This window comes from Stenotrophomonas sp. RIT-551, from assembly GCF_026241915.1.
GTDB classification, from domain to species: domain Bacteria; phylum Pseudomonadota; class Gammaproteobacteria; order Xanthomonadales; family Xanthomonadaceae; genus Stenotrophomonas; species Stenotrophomonas bentonitica_A.
In genome coordinates, this window is the sequence record NZ_JAPJIU010000011.1 from 105,778 (window position 1) to 122,764 (window position 16,987).

The 16,987-nt window shown below is 68.8% G+C and carries 13 protein-coding genes; all 13 read left to right on the top strand.

Annotation, left to right across the window (positions count from 1 at the left end):
* Entirely contained in the window at nt 1-459 is a 459-nt protein-coding gene (fliJ, locus tag ORK51_RS13765; RefSeq protein ID WP_266085204.1) for a flagellar export protein FliJ, read from the top strand.
* Nucleotides 459-1,619, top strand: coding sequence for a flagellar hook-length control protein FliK (locus ORK51_RS13770; RefSeq protein ID WP_266085205.1), 1,161 nt, complete (start codon nt 459-461; stop codon nt 1,617-1,619). The genes fliJ and ORK51_RS13770 overlap by 1 nt, the downstream gene beginning before the upstream one ends.
* A 121-nt stretch (nt 1,620-1,740) precedes the next feature.
* Nucleotides 1,741-2,259, top strand: a complete 519-nt coding sequence (locus ORK51_RS13775) for a flagellar basal body-associated FliL family protein (protein WP_266085206.1) — start codon at nt 1,741-1,743, stop codon at nt 2,257-2,259.
* A gap of 8 nt (nt 2,260-2,267) precedes the next feature.
* The gene (gene fliM / locus ORK51_RS13780; RefSeq protein ID WP_019184805.1) at nt 2,268-3,275 is read left to right on the top strand and encodes a flagellar motor switch protein FliM; all 1,008 of its coding nucleotides are present in this window, start codon (nt 2,268-2,270) and stop codon (nt 3,273-3,275) included.
* The gene (fliN, locus tag ORK51_RS13785; RefSeq protein ID WP_046273536.1) at nt 3,272-3,610 is read left to right on the top strand and encodes a flagellar motor switch protein FliN; all 339 of its coding nucleotides are present in this window, start codon (nt 3,272-3,274) and stop codon (nt 3,608-3,610) included. Before fliM ends, fliN begins: the two co-directional genes overlap by 4 nt.
* Nucleotides 3,607-4,008, top strand: a complete 402-nt coding sequence (gene fliO, locus ORK51_RS13790) for a flagellar biosynthetic protein FliO (protein ID WP_266085207.1) — start codon at nt 3,607-3,609, stop codon at nt 4,006-4,008. Before fliN ends, fliO begins: the two co-directional genes overlap by 4 nt.
* Nucleotides 4,009-4,010: 2 nt before the next feature.
* Nucleotides 4,011-4,793, top strand: a complete 783-nt coding sequence (fliP, locus tag ORK51_RS13795) for a flagellar type III secretion system pore protein FliP (RefSeq protein ID WP_019184808.1) — start codon at nt 4,011-4,013, stop codon at nt 4,791-4,793.
* Nucleotides 4,794-4,828: 35 nt separating this feature from the next.
* Nucleotides 4,829-5,098 (top strand): flagellar biosynthetic protein FliQ, encoded by a 270-nt coding sequence (locus tag ORK51_RS13800; protein ID WP_019184809.1) that lies wholly within the window; start codon nt 4,829-4,831, stop codon nt 5,096-5,098.
* 11 nt (nt 5,099-5,109) lie between these two features.
* Nucleotides 5,110-5,901 (top strand): flagellar biosynthetic protein FliR, encoded by a 792-nt coding sequence (gene fliR / locus ORK51_RS13805; protein WP_266085208.1) that lies wholly within the window; start codon nt 5,110-5,112, stop codon nt 5,899-5,901.
* A 179-nt stretch (nt 5,902-6,080) separates the two neighbouring features.
* Nucleotides 6,081-8,225 carry a putative bifunctional diguanylate cyclase/phosphodiesterase gene (locus tag ORK51_RS13810; RefSeq protein WP_266085211.1) on the top strand — a complete coding sequence of 715 codons (2,145 nt, stop codon included), beginning with the start codon at nt 6,081-6,083 and terminating at the stop codon, nt 8,223-8,225.
* 70 nt (nt 8,226-8,295) lie between these two features.
* The gene (locus tag ORK51_RS13815; protein WP_266085213.1) at nt 8,296-10,128 is read left to right on the top strand and encodes an AAA family ATPase; all 1,833 of its coding nucleotides are present in this window, start codon (nt 8,296-8,298) and stop codon (nt 10,126-10,128) included.
* The gene (locus tag ORK51_RS13820) at nt 10,125-10,784 is read left to right on the top strand and encodes a 4Fe-4S single cluster domain-containing protein (RefSeq protein ID WP_080341543.1); all 660 of its coding nucleotides are present in this window, start codon (nt 10,125-10,127) and stop codon (nt 10,782-10,784) included. Before ORK51_RS13815 ends, ORK51_RS13820 begins: the two co-directional genes overlap by 4 nt.
* Nucleotides 10,785-10,788: 4 nt before the next feature.
* The coding region (locus tag ORK51_RS13825; RefSeq protein ID WP_266085217.1) for an AAA domain-containing protein at nt 10,789-16,987 on the top strand (6,199 nt) is incomplete at its 3' end.

The following is a 16,987-nucleotide window of genomic DNA, read 5'->3' on the forward strand; positions in this document are numbered from 1 at the left end:
ATGATCCAATCCAAGCGCTTCGACCCCTTGCTGAAACGAGCCCAGGACCACGAAGACGAGGTCGCCCGCGACCTGGCCGAGCGCCAGCGTGCGCTCGACACGCATGTGTCGCGCCTGGATGAGCTGCGCCGTTACGCCGAGGAATACGCCGGCGCCCAGATGTCGGCCACCAGCCCGGCCCAGCTGATGAACCGCCGCGCATTCCTGGATCGCCTGGACAGCGCGGTCGCCCAGCAGCGCAAAACCGTGGACAACAACCGCGAAAAGGTCGACGCCGAACGCGCCCGCCTGCTGCTGGCCAGCCGTGACAAGCAGGTGCTGGAACAGTTGGCCGCCAGTTACCGCGCCCAGGAAAAGGTCGTCACCGACCGCCGCGACCAGCGCGAGATGGATGACCTGGGTGCGCGTCGCTCGCGCCAGTCACAGCGCGAAGACGGCGAGAACGGAGAGACCCCGTGATGCCCGCCGCCCTGCTCGGCGGCGCCGCGCCGGCACAGAACGCGGGCAGCACGCCTTCCGGTGCCCGGGCCGACAGCAACGACAAACGCAGCGGCGACCGTCGGGACTTTGACGCACTGCTCAAGCCAGGCAGCGAAGCACCGCGCAGCGATACGCCGCGCAAGGCGGGCAGCAGCCGCGATGCCGGAAAGCACGCGGCGACAGACACATCGCGCCAGGACAAGCACGCAGCAACGCGTCCTGCCACGTCCGGTGCCAGGACTGCCGAGGACACGCCCGCTCCCGCCGACGCCGGCACGCCAGCATCGGCCCGTGCCGAAAAGCCCGCCGCCGAGCCAGCGGACGACACCGAGGCCGCCTGGCCACCGTTGGGCCTGGCCGGCCTGGCGTTGAACGGCCTGCCGGTACCCGCGCCGACCCCGGCCGTGGCAGGCCTCGCCGGCCCGGCGACGGGCGCCAATGCGGCCTTGCCCACGTTGACGGCGGGCGCCCAGGCGGCCGACGGTGCCGCACCGGCGCCGGCACCTCCCAGCCCCTCCACCGAGGGCGGCATCGCACTGCCCGCCCTGACTGCGGACGCCGCCGCGGCCGACGATGCCCCGCTGCTCAAGACCTTCACCGATGCCTTGACCGCGGCAACCGCCGACGGTCCGGATGCACCGGCCACGCCGCTGCTGCATGCCCTGCACGGCATGACCGAAGCCAAGCCGGTGATGGCCAGCCTGTTCACCGGCTCCCCCACCGCCACCCCACACCTGGGCGGTGAGGATTTCGATGATGCCGTCGGCGCCCGGGTCGGTTGGCTGGCGGACCAGAGGATCGGCCACGCCCACATCAAGATCACCCCGAACGACCTCGGCCCGATCGACGTGCGCCTGCAGCTGGATGGGGACAAGGTCCATGCGAGCTTCACCAGTGCCCATGCCGATGTGCGCCACGCACTGGAAAGCAGCCTGCCGCGCCTGCGCGAGCTGCTCGGCGAACAGGGCTTCCAGCTTGGCCATGCCGATGTGGGCCAACAGCAGACCGCGCCGGACGGCGGACGTGGCAACGCCGGCAGCGGGATGACCGGCAAGGACGGAGAACCGTCACTGGCCGAGACCACGCTGTCGCCCTCGCAATTGATCCGCCAGCGCGGCCTGGTCGACGCCTACGCGTGACCCGGCGCGGTGCGGCGGCGCGGCTTCCACCGCGCCGCCAGAAACCCGACGCACCAGATCCCCGGCATTCAGGCACACCGTTTGCATGTAGGCAGGAAGCAATCCTCTGGAGCTTCCCCTCGTGGCCGCAGCCGCCGATAAAACCAAGAAATCCGCCGAGAAGGACAAGGCCGCCAAGCCGCGCAGTCCGCTCCTGGTCACCGCCCTGGCCGCGGTGCTCGCCGCCGGCGCCGCCGGTGGCGGCGTCTGGTACTTCACCCAGCCCAAGCAAGACGACAAGGCCACCAAGCCGGCTGCCAGCAAATCCGCAGTGCCTGCCCCGGCGCAGTACTTCGGCCTGGAGCCGCCGTTCGTGGTCAACCTCAACAGCAGCTTCGACGGCCCGCGCTACCTGCAGGTCGAAGTGCAGCTGATGAGCCGTGACCCGGCCGCGATGGAAGCGATCAAGCTCCATGCCCCGGCCATCCGCGCCAAGCTGCTGATGCTGTTCTCGCAGGTCGAGCCGAGCGACATCGCCGACCGCGCCGGCAAAGAGCGCCTGCAGGCCAGTTCCCTGGCCGAAGTGCAGAAGCTGCTCAAGGCCGAGACCGGCAAGCCCGGTGCCGACGAATTGCTGTTCACCAGTTTCGTGACCCAGTAAGGGCGACCATGAATGACCTGCTTTCCCAGGATGAGATCGATGCCCTGCTGCACGGCGTGGATTCCGGTGCGGTCGAGACCGACATCGACGCACCCACGCCCGGCGAGGCGCGTTCGTACGATTTCGCCAGCCAGGACCGCATCATCCGCGGCCGCATGCCGACCTTGGAAATGGTCAACGAGCGTTTCGCGCGCCTGTGGCGGATCGGTCTGTTCAACCTGATCCGCCGTTCGGCCGAACTGTCCGTGCGTGGCATCGAGCTGATCAAGTTCAATGACTACATGCACTCGCTGTACGTGCCGACCAACCTCAACCTGATCCGCTTCAAGCCGCTGCGCGGCACCGGGCTGATCGTGTTCGAGCCGACGCTGGTGTTCGCGATCGTGGACAACTTCTTCGGCGGCGACGGCCGCTACCCGACCCGCATCGAAGGCCGCGAGTTCACTGCCACCGAGATGCGCGTGATCCACCTGCTGCTCAAGCAGACCTTCGCCGACCTCCAGGAAGCCTGGGCGCCGGTGATGGACGTGGAACTGGAATACATCAATTCCGAGATCAACCCGCACTTTGCCAACATCGTGACGCCGCGCGAGTACGTGGTGGTCTGCCGCCTGCATGTCGAGCTCGATGGCGGTGGCGGCGATATCCACGTCACCCTGCCCTACTCGATGCTCGAGCCGATCCGCGAGCTGCTCGACGCCGGTATCCAGAGCGACCGCAACGACCGCGACGCCAGCTGGGGCGTGATGCTGCGCGAGCAGCTCAACATCGCCGAAGTCACGCTCTCCAGCGTGCTCGCCACCAAGCGCATGAGCCTGCGCGACCTGACCCGCCTGAAGATCGGTGACGTGCTGCCGATCGAGCTGCCCAAGCAGGTGCCGCTGTGCGTGGAAAACGTGCCGGTGTTCACCGGTGAGTTCGGCGTCGCCAACGGTTTCAACGCGGTGAAGATCACCGCCACCCATCCCCCGGGCATCCGCCCACGCGTTCCCGTACTGCAGGAAGACCCGCAATGAACGATATCGAATCCAACGAGCCGGCACCGGCACAGTTCACCCAGCTGCAGTCGGACGACGCCAGCGTCGGCGACGAGCTCAACCTGGATGTGATCCTGGATGTACCGGTGACCCTGTCGCTGGAAGTCGGCCGCGCGCGCCTGCCGATCCGCAACCTGCTGCAGCTCAACCAGGGCTCGGTGGTGGAACTGGAACGCGGCGCTGGCGAATCGCTGGACGTGTTCGTCAACGGCACCCTGATCGCCCATGGCGAGGTGGTGGTGATCAACGATCGCTTCGGCGTGCGCCTGACCGACGTGGTCAGCCCGAGCGAACGGATCCGGAGACTGCGTTGAGTGCCGGGCTGCTGATCGCGGCCGGCGCCTCGACCGTCAAGGTCGGCCAGCATGCCTCCGCCGCACCGGGCATGTTCGGTGCGGTGCTGGCGTTGCTGGGCGTGCTGGCACTGATCGTCGGCCTGGGCTGGCTGCTCAAGCGCATGCCCGGCAGCGGCTTCCGCCCGGCCGAGGGGCTGCGCGTGGTCGCCAGCCTCACTGTCGGCGCCAAGGAGCGCGTGGTGGTGGTCGAGGTCAATGGCACCCAGCTGCTGCTGGGCGTCACGGCCGGCGGCATCAATACGCTGCATCAGCTTCCCGACCCCCTGCCGCCGCCGGCGCCGGCGCGCCTTCCCGATTTCAAACAACTCCCGAATTTCGCCCAGTTGCTGCAACAGCGGCTGCGCAAGGAACCCTGAACATGCGTGGCCCCCGTACCTCCTGGACCCGTTACCTGCCGCTGTTGCTGACTGCCCTGCTGTGCGCGCTGCCCGCCCTGGCCTGGGCAGCGCCCGGCGTGCCGGGCGTGCCCGCACTGCCGGATGTGAATGTCGGCAAGATCGGCGGGCAGCCGGTGAGCCTGCCGCTGCAGACCCTGCTGCTGATGACGGCGATCACCCTGATCCCGTCGATGCTGCTGGTGCTGACCGCCTTCACCCGCATCATCATCGTGCTCGGCCTGCTGCGCCAGGCACTGGGCACCGGCCAGACCCCATCCAACCAAGTGCTGCTCGGCCTGGCGTTGTTCCTCACCGCGATGGTGATGCTGCCGGTGTGGCAGAAGGCGTGGGGCAGCGGCATGGCGCCCTACCTCAACGGCGAGATCGATTTCCAGACTGCCTGGACCCTGACCACCCAGCCGCTGCGCGCCTTCATGCTGGCGCAGATCCGCGAGACCGATCTGATGACCTTCGCGGGCATGGCCGGGCACGGCACCTACTCCAGCCCGGATGCCATTCCGTTCCCGATCCTGGTCGCCTCGTTCGTCACCAGCGAGCTGAAGACCGCCTTCGAGATCGGCTTCCTGATCTTCATCCCGTTCGTGATCATCGATCTGGTCGTGGCCAGCGTGCTGATGTCGATGGGCATGATGATGCTCTCGCCGATGCTGGTCTCCGCTCCGTTCAAGATACTGTTGTTCGTGCTGGTGGATGGCTGGGTCCTGGTGGTGGGCACCCTGGCCGCCAGTTTCAATGCGGTCTGACCGCCCTGCTTGATCGATACGGACCCGAGACCGACATGACGCCCGAACTTGCCCTGACCGAACTCCGTGGTGGCCTGATCACCGTGCTGTGGGTCGCCGGCCCGCTGCTGCTCACCGTGCTGATCGTCGGCGTGGTGGTCGGCGTGGTCCAGGCCGCGACCCAGCTCAACGAGCCGACCATCGCCTTCGTCGCCAAGGCGGCGGCTCTGACCGTGGTGCTGTTCGCGCTGGGCAGCCTGCTGATCGGCCATCTGGTCGAATACACCACGCTGCTGTTCCAGCGCATCCCGCACCTGATCGGCTGAGGCCAGCCGCCGTGGATTCCGCGACCCAGATGGCCGCCGACGGCCTGCAGGCCTTCGGCATGATCGGCACGATCCTGTGGACGATGCTGCGCATCGGCGCGATGTTGATGGCCATGCCGTTGATCGGCACCCGCGCGGTGCCCTCCCGGATCCGCGTGCTGCTGGCCGGCGCGCTGGCCATCGCGCTGTCGCCGATGCTACCGCCAGTACCGGAATGGACCGGCTTCGATGCGGCCACGGTGCTGACCATTGCCCGCGAACTGGCGATCGGCGTGTCGATCGGCTTCGTGCTGCGGCTGGTGTTCGAGGCCGGTGCGATGGCCGGCGAGCTGGTCGCGCAGGGGACCGGCCTGGCCTTCGCGCAGATGAGCGACCCGCTGCGTGGCGGCAGCTCCGGCGTGATCGGGCAATGGTTCTATCTGCTGTTCGGCCTGCTCTTCTTCACCGCCAATGGCCACCTGGCGCTGATCTCATTGCTGATGGACAGCTACAAGGCCCTGCCGATCGGCACCGCGCTGCCCGACCCCCAGGCGTTCCTGAGCATCGCACCGACGTTCCTGCTGCAGGTGTTCCGCGGCGCGCTCACGCTGGCGCTGCCGCTGACCGTTGCGATGCTGGCGATCAACCTGGCCTTCGGCGTACTGGCCCGTGCGGCGCCCGCGTTGAACCCGATCCAGCTCGGCCTGCCGGTCGCGCTGCTGTTGGGGCTGTTCCTGCTCACCGTGCTGGCCGGTGAGATGGGCCCGCCCGTGCAACGCCTGTTCGATGCGGCGTTCGATGCCGCCGACAGCGTCAGCCGCTGACCCGGGACACCTGCGGGACAACCGCGTGGCCACCGCATCGCCCTGCACGCCTGCCACTTGCGATCCCCCCGGTGCGTGGCGTTAGTCTTGGCTGACGACGAAATCTTCACCCGTGCTCTGCGCTGATGGCGGCGCGTTCTGTCGTATCGCTCAGGCGTTGACCAAGGAGAGCGTCATCCATGCTGATCGGCAGTTACACCCCGTGGTTGGTGATCGTGTCATTCCTGGTTGCCGTGCTGGCCTCGTTCACTGCGCTGGACATGGCCGGCCGCGTCACCACCGCGGCCACGCGCCGTACCACCTGGTTGTGGCTGATCGGCGGCGGCTGCGCGATGGGGCTGGGCATCTGGTCGATGCATTTCATCGGGATGCTGGCCTTCCGCCTGCCCATCCCACTCGGCTATGCGCTCGGCCTGACCACGGTTTCGCTGCTGGCTGCGATGGCCTCGTCCATCTTCGCGCTGTGGCTGGTCTCGCAACCGACCCTGCCGCACGGCCGCCTCGCGCTTGGCGCACTGCTGATGGGCAGCGGCATCGCCGCGATGCACTACCTGGGCATGGCCGCGCTGCACATGCAGCCCGGCATCGACTACCACCCCGGCTGGGTGGCCCTGTCGTTGCTCATCGCCGTCGTCGCCTCCTGGACCGCGCTGCTCATCGCCTTCCGCCTGCGCAGCAGCCATCGGCGCCTGCGCGACCGTGCCGCGCCGGCACTGGTGCTGGGCACGGCGATCGTGGGCATGCACTACACCGGGATGGCCGCCGCCCGCTTCCCCGCGGGCAGCATCTGCGGTGCCGCCGGCGGAGAGGGCCTGCAGGCGCAGTGGCTGGCACTGGTGGTACTGGCCCTGACCATCGCGATCCTGGCGGTGGTGCTGATCGTGTCCTGGCTCGACCAGCGCATGGAGGCCCAGCTGCTGCGTCTGCGCAACACCGACCTGAGCAGTTCGCTTGACGATGCCTACGCCGAGCTGACCCAGGCGGCCCTGCACGACCCGCTCACCCGCCTGCCGAATCGCCGCCTGCTGCAGCAGCGGATCGAGCAATCCCTGGCCGAAGCGGAGCAGCGCGGCAGACGGTTTGCGGTGATGTTCATGGACCTGGACGGCTTCAAGCAGGTCAACGATGCCTACGGCCACCAGACCGGCGACGCCCTGCTGGTCGCCGTGGCGGACCGCACCCGCAAGCTGCTGCGCCCGGCGGACATGCTGGCGCGGCTGGGCGGCGATGAATTCGTGCTGGTGGTGCCGATCGAGAACGACGAAGACGTGGCGACACTGGCCAGCCGCATCCTCCAGACCGTCGGCCGCGAGCCGTTGCTGCCGCGCCACGACCTGCAGGTGACGGCCAGCGTCGGCATCGCGATTTGTCCGGACCACGCCGCCAGCGAGCGGCAGCTGATGGCCTTCGCCGATGCCGCGATGTACCAGGCCAAGGAGGCTGGGCGCAATGCCTACGTGCTGTTTGCCGAGTGGATGAACGACAGCGCCGAACAGCAGTTCCAGCTGTTGGCCGACCTGCGCCGCGCGATCGGCACCGAGCAGCTGTTCCTGCACTATCAACCCAAGACCCGCGTGGCCGGGCAGTCGGTCAGTGGCGCTGAAGCCCTGATCCGCTGGCGCCATCCCCAGCAGGGACTGATTCCGCCAGACCGCTTCATCCGCCTGGCCGAGCGCAGCGGCGTGATCAACGAGATCGGCCGGTGGGCGCTGGACGAAGCCTGCCGCCAGCTGCGTGTGTGGCACGACGCCGGGCATGACGGCTGGACGGTCTCGGTGAACCTCTCCCCGATCCAGTTCGCCTCGCCCAACCTGCTGCGGGAAGTGCGCGAGGCGCTGCAGACCCACCGGATCGAACCACGCCGGCTGATCCTGGAAATCACGGAAAACACGGTCATGCGCGACACCGAGGCGAGCCTGACGCTGCTGCTGGCGATGGCGGCGCTGGGCGTGGGCATCTCCATCGACGATTTCGGTACCGGCTACTCCAGCCTGCTCTACCTCAAGCGCCTGCCGGCGACCGAGATCAAGATCGACCACGCCTTCGTGCGCGACCTGGAGAACAGCTCCGAAGACGTGGTGATCGTCTCGGCGATCGTGGCGCTGGGACACGCGCTGGACATGGACATCGTGGCCGAAGGCGTCGAGACCGCCGGGCAGCGCGCCTACCTGGAACGGCTGGGCTGCGACTATCTGCAGGGTTACCTGCTGGGACGCCCGGTGGACCCGGAGCGGTTCATGCAGCTGCATGACCACCCGCGCCCGCGGGTGGAGATCGCCGCCGGATGGAAGGCGCAGGCGCGGCCAGGCGCGGCGGCGGGCTAGCCGCACGCGCTGGAAATTGGCGCCTGCGCGCAATACCCTGCCCCCTACCATGGGAACAGCAGGCAGCAGGATGTCAGGGAAGAATGTGTTTGAAGGTCCGCGCTGGCAGCGCGATCTTGTTCGTTTCCTTCCCTTGAAGAGCCAGTTCGTGCTTTCCGGGAACATCCGCGACCTGCAGGCCGCCGAAGTGGCACCGGGCACGGTCACCGCGCAGAGCTTCAATCAGACCCTGTGCAACACCCTGCTCGACCAGGGCTATGCGCAGGTGCTGGGCTGGGATCCGTTGGCCGGCTTCCGCGCCCTGGAACGCCCCGGCACCGATCCCGCCAGCGGCATCGCCCTGCTGCAATCGCTGGGGCTGACCCCGGTGGACGGCGCCGCGCCCGCCGGTATCGACCTGCTCAGTGCCACGCTCCAGCGGCTGGTCGTGCGCCAAGGCGAGCCGGTGGCAGTGATCATCGATTTCGCCTCGCGGCTGGCAGTGCGCAGCGACGCCCTCAGCGCCGCCGAACACCAGCTGTTCACCCAGGCCCTGGTGCTCTCCCACCAGGCACGCAGCCGACCGGGCAGCGTGCAGCGCAAGCCGTTCTTCAACACGGTGCTCTGGGTAGTGGAGAAGGAAGGTGACCTGCCCGACTGGCTGCTGGTCGGCAACCCGCGCATCCGCCACATTCCGGTGGCCAAGCCGGACCAGCTCACCCGGCGCGCACTGGCCCCGGCCCTGCTCAAGGGTCTGGCCGGTGCCCCGGACGCCAGTGCCGAGGCCACCGCGCAGGCGGTGGATGCATTCGTGCAGAGCACCGAGGGGCTGCTGTTGCTGGACCTCAGTGCCATCGCGCAGCTGGCCCGGGTCGAAGGGGTGGCGGTGGACCAGATCGGCGACGCCGTGCGCCGCTACAAGGTCGGGGTCACCGAAGACCCCTGGCTGCGCATTGACCGGCAGCGCATCCGCATGGGCGACGCGTTCGTCCACCAACGGGTCAAGGGCCAGGACCATGCGGTGACCCACATGCTGGACATCGTCAAGCGCGCCATGACCGGCGTGGGTGCCAGCCGCAAGGGCAACCGGCCGCGCGGCGTGGCGTTCCTGGCCGGCCCGACCGGCGTGGGCAAGACCGAGCTGGCCAAGACCGTCACCAGCCTGCTGTTTGGTGACGAAAGCGCCTACATCCGGTTCGACATGTCCGAGTTCAGCGCCGAGCATGCCGACCAGCGGCTGATCGGCGCCCCGCCCGGCTACGTGGGCTACGACGTGGGCGGCGAACTGACCAACGCCATCCGCGAGAAGCCGTTCAGCGTGGTCCTGTTCGACGAGATCGAGAAAGCCCATCCGCGCATCCTCGACAAGTTCCTGCAGATCCTCGATGACGGCGTGCTCACGTCCGGGCGTGGCGACCGCGTGTACTTCTCCGAGGCGCTGATCGTGTTCACCTCCAATCTGGGCATCTACCGTCAGGGCGAGCATGGCGAGCGCGTGGCCAACGTGTTGCCCGGCGAGCCCTTCGAGCAGGTGCAGAGCAAGGTGCTCGACGAAATCGACCGGCACTTCAAGCTGGTCCTGAACCGGCCGGAGATCCTCAACCGGATCGGCGAGAACATCATCGTGTTCGATTTCATCCGCGAGGAGGTCGCGGTGCAGATCTTCGACCAGATGGTCGACGCGACCCTGGCCGACCTGCAGGCCCAGCATCTGCGCGTGGCCTTGGCCGCGCCGGCCCGCGACGCGCTGCGCGCGCTATGCCTGAAGGACCTCTCCAACGGCGGACGCGGCATCCGCAACCAGCTCGAGGCGCACCTGCTCAACCCGCTGGCGCGTGCCCTGTTCGACCAGGACGCGCAGCCCGGCCAGCAGTTCACCATCATTGCGGTGGATGCCAACGTACTCCACCTGGAACGCGGTTGAACCGTCCCCTGCAGCTGTCGCGCGTGCATTTCCCGGTGACCACGCTGGGGCCGGGGCAACGCCTGGGCATCTGGTTCCAGGGCTGCAGCATCCGCTGCAGCGGCTGCATTTCAGCCGACACCTGGGGCCCGGGGCGCACCGTCGTGGACGTGGCCTCCCTGCTCGAGCAGGTGGCCCCGTGGCTGGACCAGGCCGACGGCGTCACCATTTCCGGCGGCGAGCCGTTCGACCAGTTCGACGCCCTGCTGCAGATGCTGGTGGGGCTGCGCCAACGCACCGCCGCGGACATCCTGGTGTACAGCGGCCATCCGTTGGAAACGCTGCAGCCCATGCTGGACCAGGCGCGCGACCTGATCGATGCGGTGATCAGCGACCCCTACCTCGAACAGGCGGACCAGTCGCTGGCGCTGCGCGGCAGCGACAACCAGCGCCTCACCCTGCTCACCGCGCTGGGTCGGTCGCGCCTGGCCGGCCTGGAGCGGGCCAGCACGCCGGCCGACAAGGCACTTGACCTGATGTTCGATGCCACCGGCACCGTCTGGATGGCCGGCATCCCCCGCCGCGGCGACCTGCTGCGCCTGCGCGAGCTGCTTCGCGCGCAGGGCCACCAGGTACAGACCAGCGCACACACTTCATCGCGTCGTCCAGTCGAGTAAGTCCATGATTCGTTTTTGCCCCAATTGCCACACCGAACGCGCGCTGGCCGAGATGTTCTGCGAAGGCCATGTCGATGCGCACGCGTGCGGCTGGGATCTGGCCGGCGAGCCGATCCATCCCGATGGCTGGCGGCCGCAGAGCGTGGTCACCCAGGCAGCGGTGCAGGCATCGACGGTCGGCGCCGTTGCCGCGGAGGTGGTCTGCGACAACGGCCACCCGATGACCCCCGGCGACCTGATGTGCCTGCACTGCGGCGCCAGCGCGACCGATGGGACGGCGGCGGCGGACCTGCCGCCTCCGGTGGCCGACAGCAGCGAAACGGTCATCGATGGCTGGCGGCTGCTGCGCCAGATCAGCAGCACCGACGGCGTGCGTGACCGCTACCAAACCGAACACACCACCACGGCGGTGCAGGCCGTGCTGACCCTGTACCGCCCCGGTGCCGAGCCCGACCCGGCCATCTACGATGTGATCCGCCGCCTGCCCCGCGCGCACGTGCCGGAGATCATCGCCACCGGGCGCTGGGATGACCGCGCGTTTGAAGTGGTGGAAATGCTCACCGGTGGCACCCTGGCCGAACTGGGCAGCGTGATCGGCGACCGCGATGCGGTCCGGCATATCGTCAGCGAACTGGGCCAGGCGCTGCATGCGTTCAACGAAGCCGGGCTGCGCCACCGCGACCTGCGCCCGGCCAGCCTGCTGGTGCGGGCGCGCGCGCCACTGGACCTGGTGATCAGCGGATTCGGTTCGGCCCGGTTGTCCGAGTTCGACCTGGACATCGTCTCGCCCCTGGAGATCAGCCGCTACATGGCGCCCGAGGCGATCGCCGGTGGCGTGGCAGCGGCGTCGGACTGGTGGAGCCTGGGGATGATCCTGCTCGAACAGCTCACCGACGGCGCCTGCTTCGACGGCATCCATCCCAATGCGTTCCTGATCCACGTGCTGGCTAATGGTGTCCCGATTCCGGAAACGCTGGACCCGGAGCTGGCGCTGCTGCTGCGTGGGCTGCTGGCCCGCGATCGCCACCAGCGCTGGCAATGGCCGCAGGTGGCCGACTGGTTGGCCGGCATCGCCGTGCCGGCGCCACCGGCGGCGCAGCACGCGCACGATGAGGGCGACGGCGCCAGCCTCCCGCTGGGCACGCGCCGCTATCATCGCCCGGCCGTGTTCGCGCTGGCCGCCGCGCAGGCCGATGGCTGGGACCAGGCGCTGGACCACCTGCTGCGCGGGGCGATCGTCACCTGGGCCGAGCAGGTCGGCCTGCCTGCCACCCGCGTCGCGGGGCTGCGCCAGGTTGCCCGCCACGAAGGCATCGAGGACGATTTCCGGCTGATGCTGGCGTTGAAGGTGCTCAACCCGGAAATGCCGTTGATCCATCGGGGCGACATCGTCACACCCGGCTGGTTGCTTGGGCACCCGTTGGAGGGCTACCGGCTGATCAGCGGTTCGGTACCGGACCTGCTGGAACACCTGCAGACCGACAACTGGCTGTGCAGGCTCAAGCGGCGCGAGGAAAGCGTACGCCAGCGCGCGCTGCACCAGCACATCGCCCTGGTCGAGGAATCCCTGCGCGTCTACCTGCTGTCCACCTCGCGGGCCAAGCTGGCCTCGCAATGGCAGGAACGCCAGCGCCTGCTGCCTGACACCGCGCATCCCGGGCTGCTGTCGCTGGCCGAGCGCCGGGTGGTGGCCGAAGAAGACCTGATCGTATTGCTGAGCGCGGAAATCGGCCAGTTCCGCAGCGCCGAGGCCATCCTTGCCGAGGCGGCCACGCTCGCCGAAAGCGCCGGTCTGGACGCCTTCGACAGCGACGCAGCCGCGGCCCTGCTGCAGCACCCGCGTACCGAGCTGTATCGCAGCGTGGACGCGCGCATCCTGGGCTTCGCCCGCTCCGGCCTGCCGGTGGTGGATGGCTGGGCCGAACAGTTCCGGCTGGAACGGCGCATGCCGCTGGCGCGCGCCCTGGTGGTGCTGGCCGTGCCCGCCTGCCGCTGGCTGCAGCCGCAGAAGCAGCAGTACGTCTCGCAGATCCTGGACTTCTTCGAAAAGAAGGTGGTCACCGCAGTGATGCGCGGCCCGCTGGTGCGCATGAGCATCGGCAAGACCACCGCACGCGTGGACATGCACGACGTGGACAGCGCCCGGCGCCCCGCCGCCGCGCTGCTCGATCACCTGTTGCAACGCAATGCGCGCGCCGTGCAGCTGGACCCCGAATCGTTCCAGCGCAACCCGCTGCTGGAGCCCCGCCTGATGGCCCTGGCACGGCAGAGCGCGCTGTACAAGCGCGACACCGGCATCGACGGGCTGTATCTGGGTTTTCCATTCCTGCTCAGCCGCGACCCGCGCGGCACCTCGCGCACCCGCATCATTCCGCTGCTGCTGTGGCCGGCCACGCTGCTGCTGGAGCCGGGCACGCGCGGCCAGGTCGGGCTGGCCTTCGATGGCGAACGCGAGGAAGTACGGCTCAACCCTGCGCTTGAAAGCGTACTGGGGGCCGAAACCTGCAAGCGCTGGCGCAGCACCGCCGACGAACTGCTGGGCCGCTCGGCGATCCGCGCCGCCGATGTCATGGATGCCTTCGGGATGCTGGCCACGATCCGCTCGCGCAGCCTGGTCGGCCTGCCCCCGAGCAGCGTGGAGGTGGCGCCCTACCAGGACGAACTGGAGTGCGCCGCGGTACTTTTCCATGTCACGTTCATGGGCCAGGCCATCGGCGAAGACCTGCGCCAGCTCAAGGTTCTGTCGCCGTCCGGCACCGGCCTGGAAACCGCGTTGCGGCTGGCACCGCCGACCGACACCGACGGCACGGCCTCGCCTGCCACGCCGGAGCTGCAGCGCTACTTCACCGTGGCCAGCGATCCCTCGCAGGAAGCGGCGGTGCTGCAGGCACGGCAGGGACCGGGCCTGTTGATCGAAGGTCCGCCTGGCACCGGCAAGAGCCAGACCATCGTCAACATGGTCGCCGACGCGATCGGCCGGCAACGCAGCCTGCTGATCGTCTGCCAGAAGCATGCGGCGTTGGAAGTGGTGCACAAGCGCCTGGTGGCCGAAGGGCTGGGCCAGCGCGTGGTCATGCTCAACGACGTCAACCGCGACCGCGAACCGGTCATCCGCAGCATCCGCGAGCAGCTCGATGCCCTGTTCACCGCCGGCACCACGCAAACGGCCTGGCAGCAGCAGCGCCAGCAGGTGGCCGCGCGGATCGAGGCACTGGAAGGCGAACTGGATCGCCACCAGCACAGCCTGCACCAGATCGACGACGCCACCGGGCTGAGCTACCGGCGCCTGCTCGGCGAACTGATCGCGCTGGACGCCGGCACGCCCCCGCTGGTCCTGCCCGCCCTGCGCCAACGCCTGCTGGCACTGGACCTGCCCACCCTGGTGCAGCGCGAAGAAGCCTGCGCGCCCTTGATCCGGTTGTGGCTGCCGGCCCGTTACGAGGGCAGCCCGCTGGCGCAGCTGCGCCCCTTCGCGGCCGACGCGGACACCCTCGCCGCGTTCGTTGCCGCCCTGCAGACGTTCACTGCGGCCGAGCAGCACCGGCAGGCGATCCTGCTGGCGCACCCGGCCAGCTTCGAGCTGGACGATCCCGCGCCGCACCAGGCCTGGAAGTCGGCGCACGTGGCGACCCTGCTCGGCCTGGATGACGCACAACGCAGCCGACTGGCACGCTGGCTGCCGCTGTTCCGCACCGCACGCGCGGGGCAGCCAAGTCACGGCGACATCGCGCTGGACCGGCTGCAGCAGATCGAGAAGGCGGTGGCGGCGCTCGACCTTGACGCCTACTCCAGCACGCTGTCACCGGCGCTCGCCAGCATCGACGAGCGCACGCTTGCGCAGCTGCAGCGCGACGCGGCGCGCGTGCTGGGCGCGCGCGGCCTGCTGGCGCGCATCAACCCGCTGCACCTGCTGCGCCGGCACCGGGTGAACCGCGTCCTGCAGGCGCAGTCCCATGCGATGGGGGAAGCGGGCACCGCAGCACTGCTGGCCGCCGCGACGCTGGAAGCGCGCCTGCGCCCACTGCGCACCGAACTGGCCGGCCTGCACCGGCAGCTGGCGCTGGACCCGGTTGACCAACAGACCGGCATCGCGCTGGGCCCGCTGGCGCGCGCCAGCGGGCGCCAACTGCTGGATGTGCAGGCACTGGCGCAGGCGCTGGCGCAGTCGCCGCGCCCCCAGCAGGCCGACGACGCTGCCCTGGCGGGCGACCGCGCGCACCTGGACGCACTGCTGCAGGACCTGGATGCCTCGCTCGCCCGGCATGCCGCCCGCCATGCCAGCGCGCAGCAGCTCGCATTGCTGGCCGACTGGCTGGAGCAGGCGCTGGTCGATGCATTGGCCGCCGCCATCGCCCACAACCACAGCAACGCCCAGGTGCTGCAGCACCTGCACGATGCCCTGCCCCATCTGGCTGCCTACCAGGCCTTCCGCGGGCGCGCCGGGCAGCTGTCGGGTGCAGACCTGGAGCTGCTGGCACTGCTGCGCCAGCTGCAACCGCAGCTGGATACTCTTTCCAGCGACGCGCTGGAGCCGGCCGTGCGCCGCCTGTTGCATCGCGAAGCACGGCTGGGCTGGAAGCACCGCATGGAGCAGGCGAACCCGGCGCTGCAGTTCGGCCAGGATGAAACCCAGGCCAAGGTCGCCAGCCTGGCAGCTGCCGACCAGCAGATGCGCCGGCTCAACCGCCAGATGCTGGGCACCCACATCGACCTGGAGCAGTTGGGCAACCGCAAGCAGTGGGAAGACGTCACCCGGCTGACCGGGCGCCGGTCGCGCCGCCTGCGCGAGTTCATCGAGCTGGGCAGCGAACTGGGCCTGATGCACCTGCGCCCTGTCTGGCTGATGAACCCGGACGTGGCCAGCCGCGTGCTGCCACTGCAGGCGGGGCTGTTCGACACGGTGATCTACGACGAGGCCTCGCAGATGCCGGTCGAGTTCGCCCTGCCCACGCTGTTCCGTGGCCGGGTCACGGTCGTCAGCGGTGATGAAAAGCAGATGCCGCCCACCGCCTTCTTCTCCAGCCGGGTGGAAAGCGATGAAGCAGAGGTCTTCGATGGCGACGAGCCCGACGCCGAGGTCGATGCCGAGCAGCGCGACGCCTTCGAGGAAACCTGGAACCGGCGCGAGATCAAGGATTGCCCGGACCTGCTGCAGCTGGCCCGCAATGCCCTGCCCAGCACCACGCTTCAGATCCACTACCGCTCGGCGTACCGCGAACTGATCGGCTTCTCCAATGCAGCCTTCTACGGCAACCGGCTCAACGTGCCGGTACGTCATCCGCGCAGCAGCATCGCGCGGATCAAGCCGCTGGAACTGATCCAGGTCGACGGTGTGTACCAGCACCAGAGCAACCCTGCCGAAGCGGCGCGTGTGGTGGAGTACCTGGCCCAACTGTGGCAACAGCCCTATGCCATGCGCCCCTCGGTGGGCGTGGTCACCTTCAATCGCAAGCAGGCCGAGTTGATCGAGGAACACCTGGAGCAGCGCGCCGGGCAGGATGCCGCCTTCCGCGCCGCATTCGCCGAGGAACGCGAGCGCAGCGAAGACGGCGAGGACATGGCGGTCTTCGTCAAGAACGTGGAAAACGTACAGGGCGACGAACGCGACATCATCGTGTTTTCCTCCACCTTCGGCCGCAACGCGCAGGGCACCTTCCGGCGCAACTTCGGCGTGCTCGGCCAGACCGGCGGCGAGCGCCGCCTCAACGTGGCCGTCACCCGCGCCCGGCAACGGGTGGTGATGATCACCTCGATGCCGATCGCCGACATCTCCGACCTGTTCAACACCCAGCGCGCCCCGGCCAGCCCGCGCGACTACCTGCAGGGTTACCTGGAGTACGCCCGCGCCCTGTGTGCCGGCCAGTTCGACGGCAGCGCACGGCTGCTGGATCGCCTGCAGACCGACCGCAGCGTGGCAAACCGCACCCACGCGGCGCCCGCCGACGGGTTCACGCAGATCGTCGGTGCCTACCTGCAGTCGCTGGGATGGAATGCGGCCGCCGCCAGCGAAGGCGATGCATTCGGGCTGGACTTTGCCATCGAACACCCCGACACCGGCAACTTCGCCATCGGCATCGAGTGCGACGCGCCCAGCCACCCGCTGCTGGCGCATGCCCGCGCTCGTGAAATCTGGCGACCTTCGGTCCTGCGTCGCGCCATCGGCGGCATCCACCGGGTGTCCTCGCATGCCTGGTACCACGACG

What these genes read in the sequence shown, in the direction of transcription:
- ORK51_RS13770 (WP_266085205.1), top strand. Translation starts at nt 459, where the DNA reads ATGCCCGCCGCCCTGCTCGGCGGCGCCGCGCCGGCACAGAACGCGGGC.
- ORK51_RS13800 (WP_019184809.1), top strand. Translation starts at nt 4,829, where the DNA reads ATGACGCCCGAACTTGCCCTGACCGAACTCCGTGGTGGCCTGATCACC.
- ORK51_RS13815 (WP_266085213.1), top strand. Translation starts at nt 8,296, where the DNA reads ATGTCAGGGAAGAATGTGTTTGAAGGTCCGCGCTGGCAGCGCGATCTT.
- ORK51_RS13810 (WP_266085211.1), top strand. Translation starts at nt 6,081, where the DNA reads ATGCTGATCGGCAGTTACACCCCGTGGTTGGTGATCGTGTCATTCCTG.
- fliJ (WP_266085204.1), top strand. Translation starts at nt 1, where the DNA reads ATGATCCAATCCAAGCGCTTCGACCCCTTGCTGAAACGAGCCCAGGAC.
- fliP (WP_019184808.1), top strand. Translation starts at nt 4,011, where the DNA reads ATGCGTGGCCCCCGTACCTCCTGGACCCGTTACCTGCCGCTGTTGCTG.
- fliM (WP_019184805.1), top strand. Translation starts at nt 2,268, where the DNA reads ATGAATGACCTGCTTTCCCAGGATGAGATCGATGCCCTGCTGCACGGC.
- fliN (WP_046273536.1), top strand. Translation starts at nt 3,272, where the DNA reads ATGAACGATATCGAATCCAACGAGCCGGCACCGGCACAGTTCACCCAG.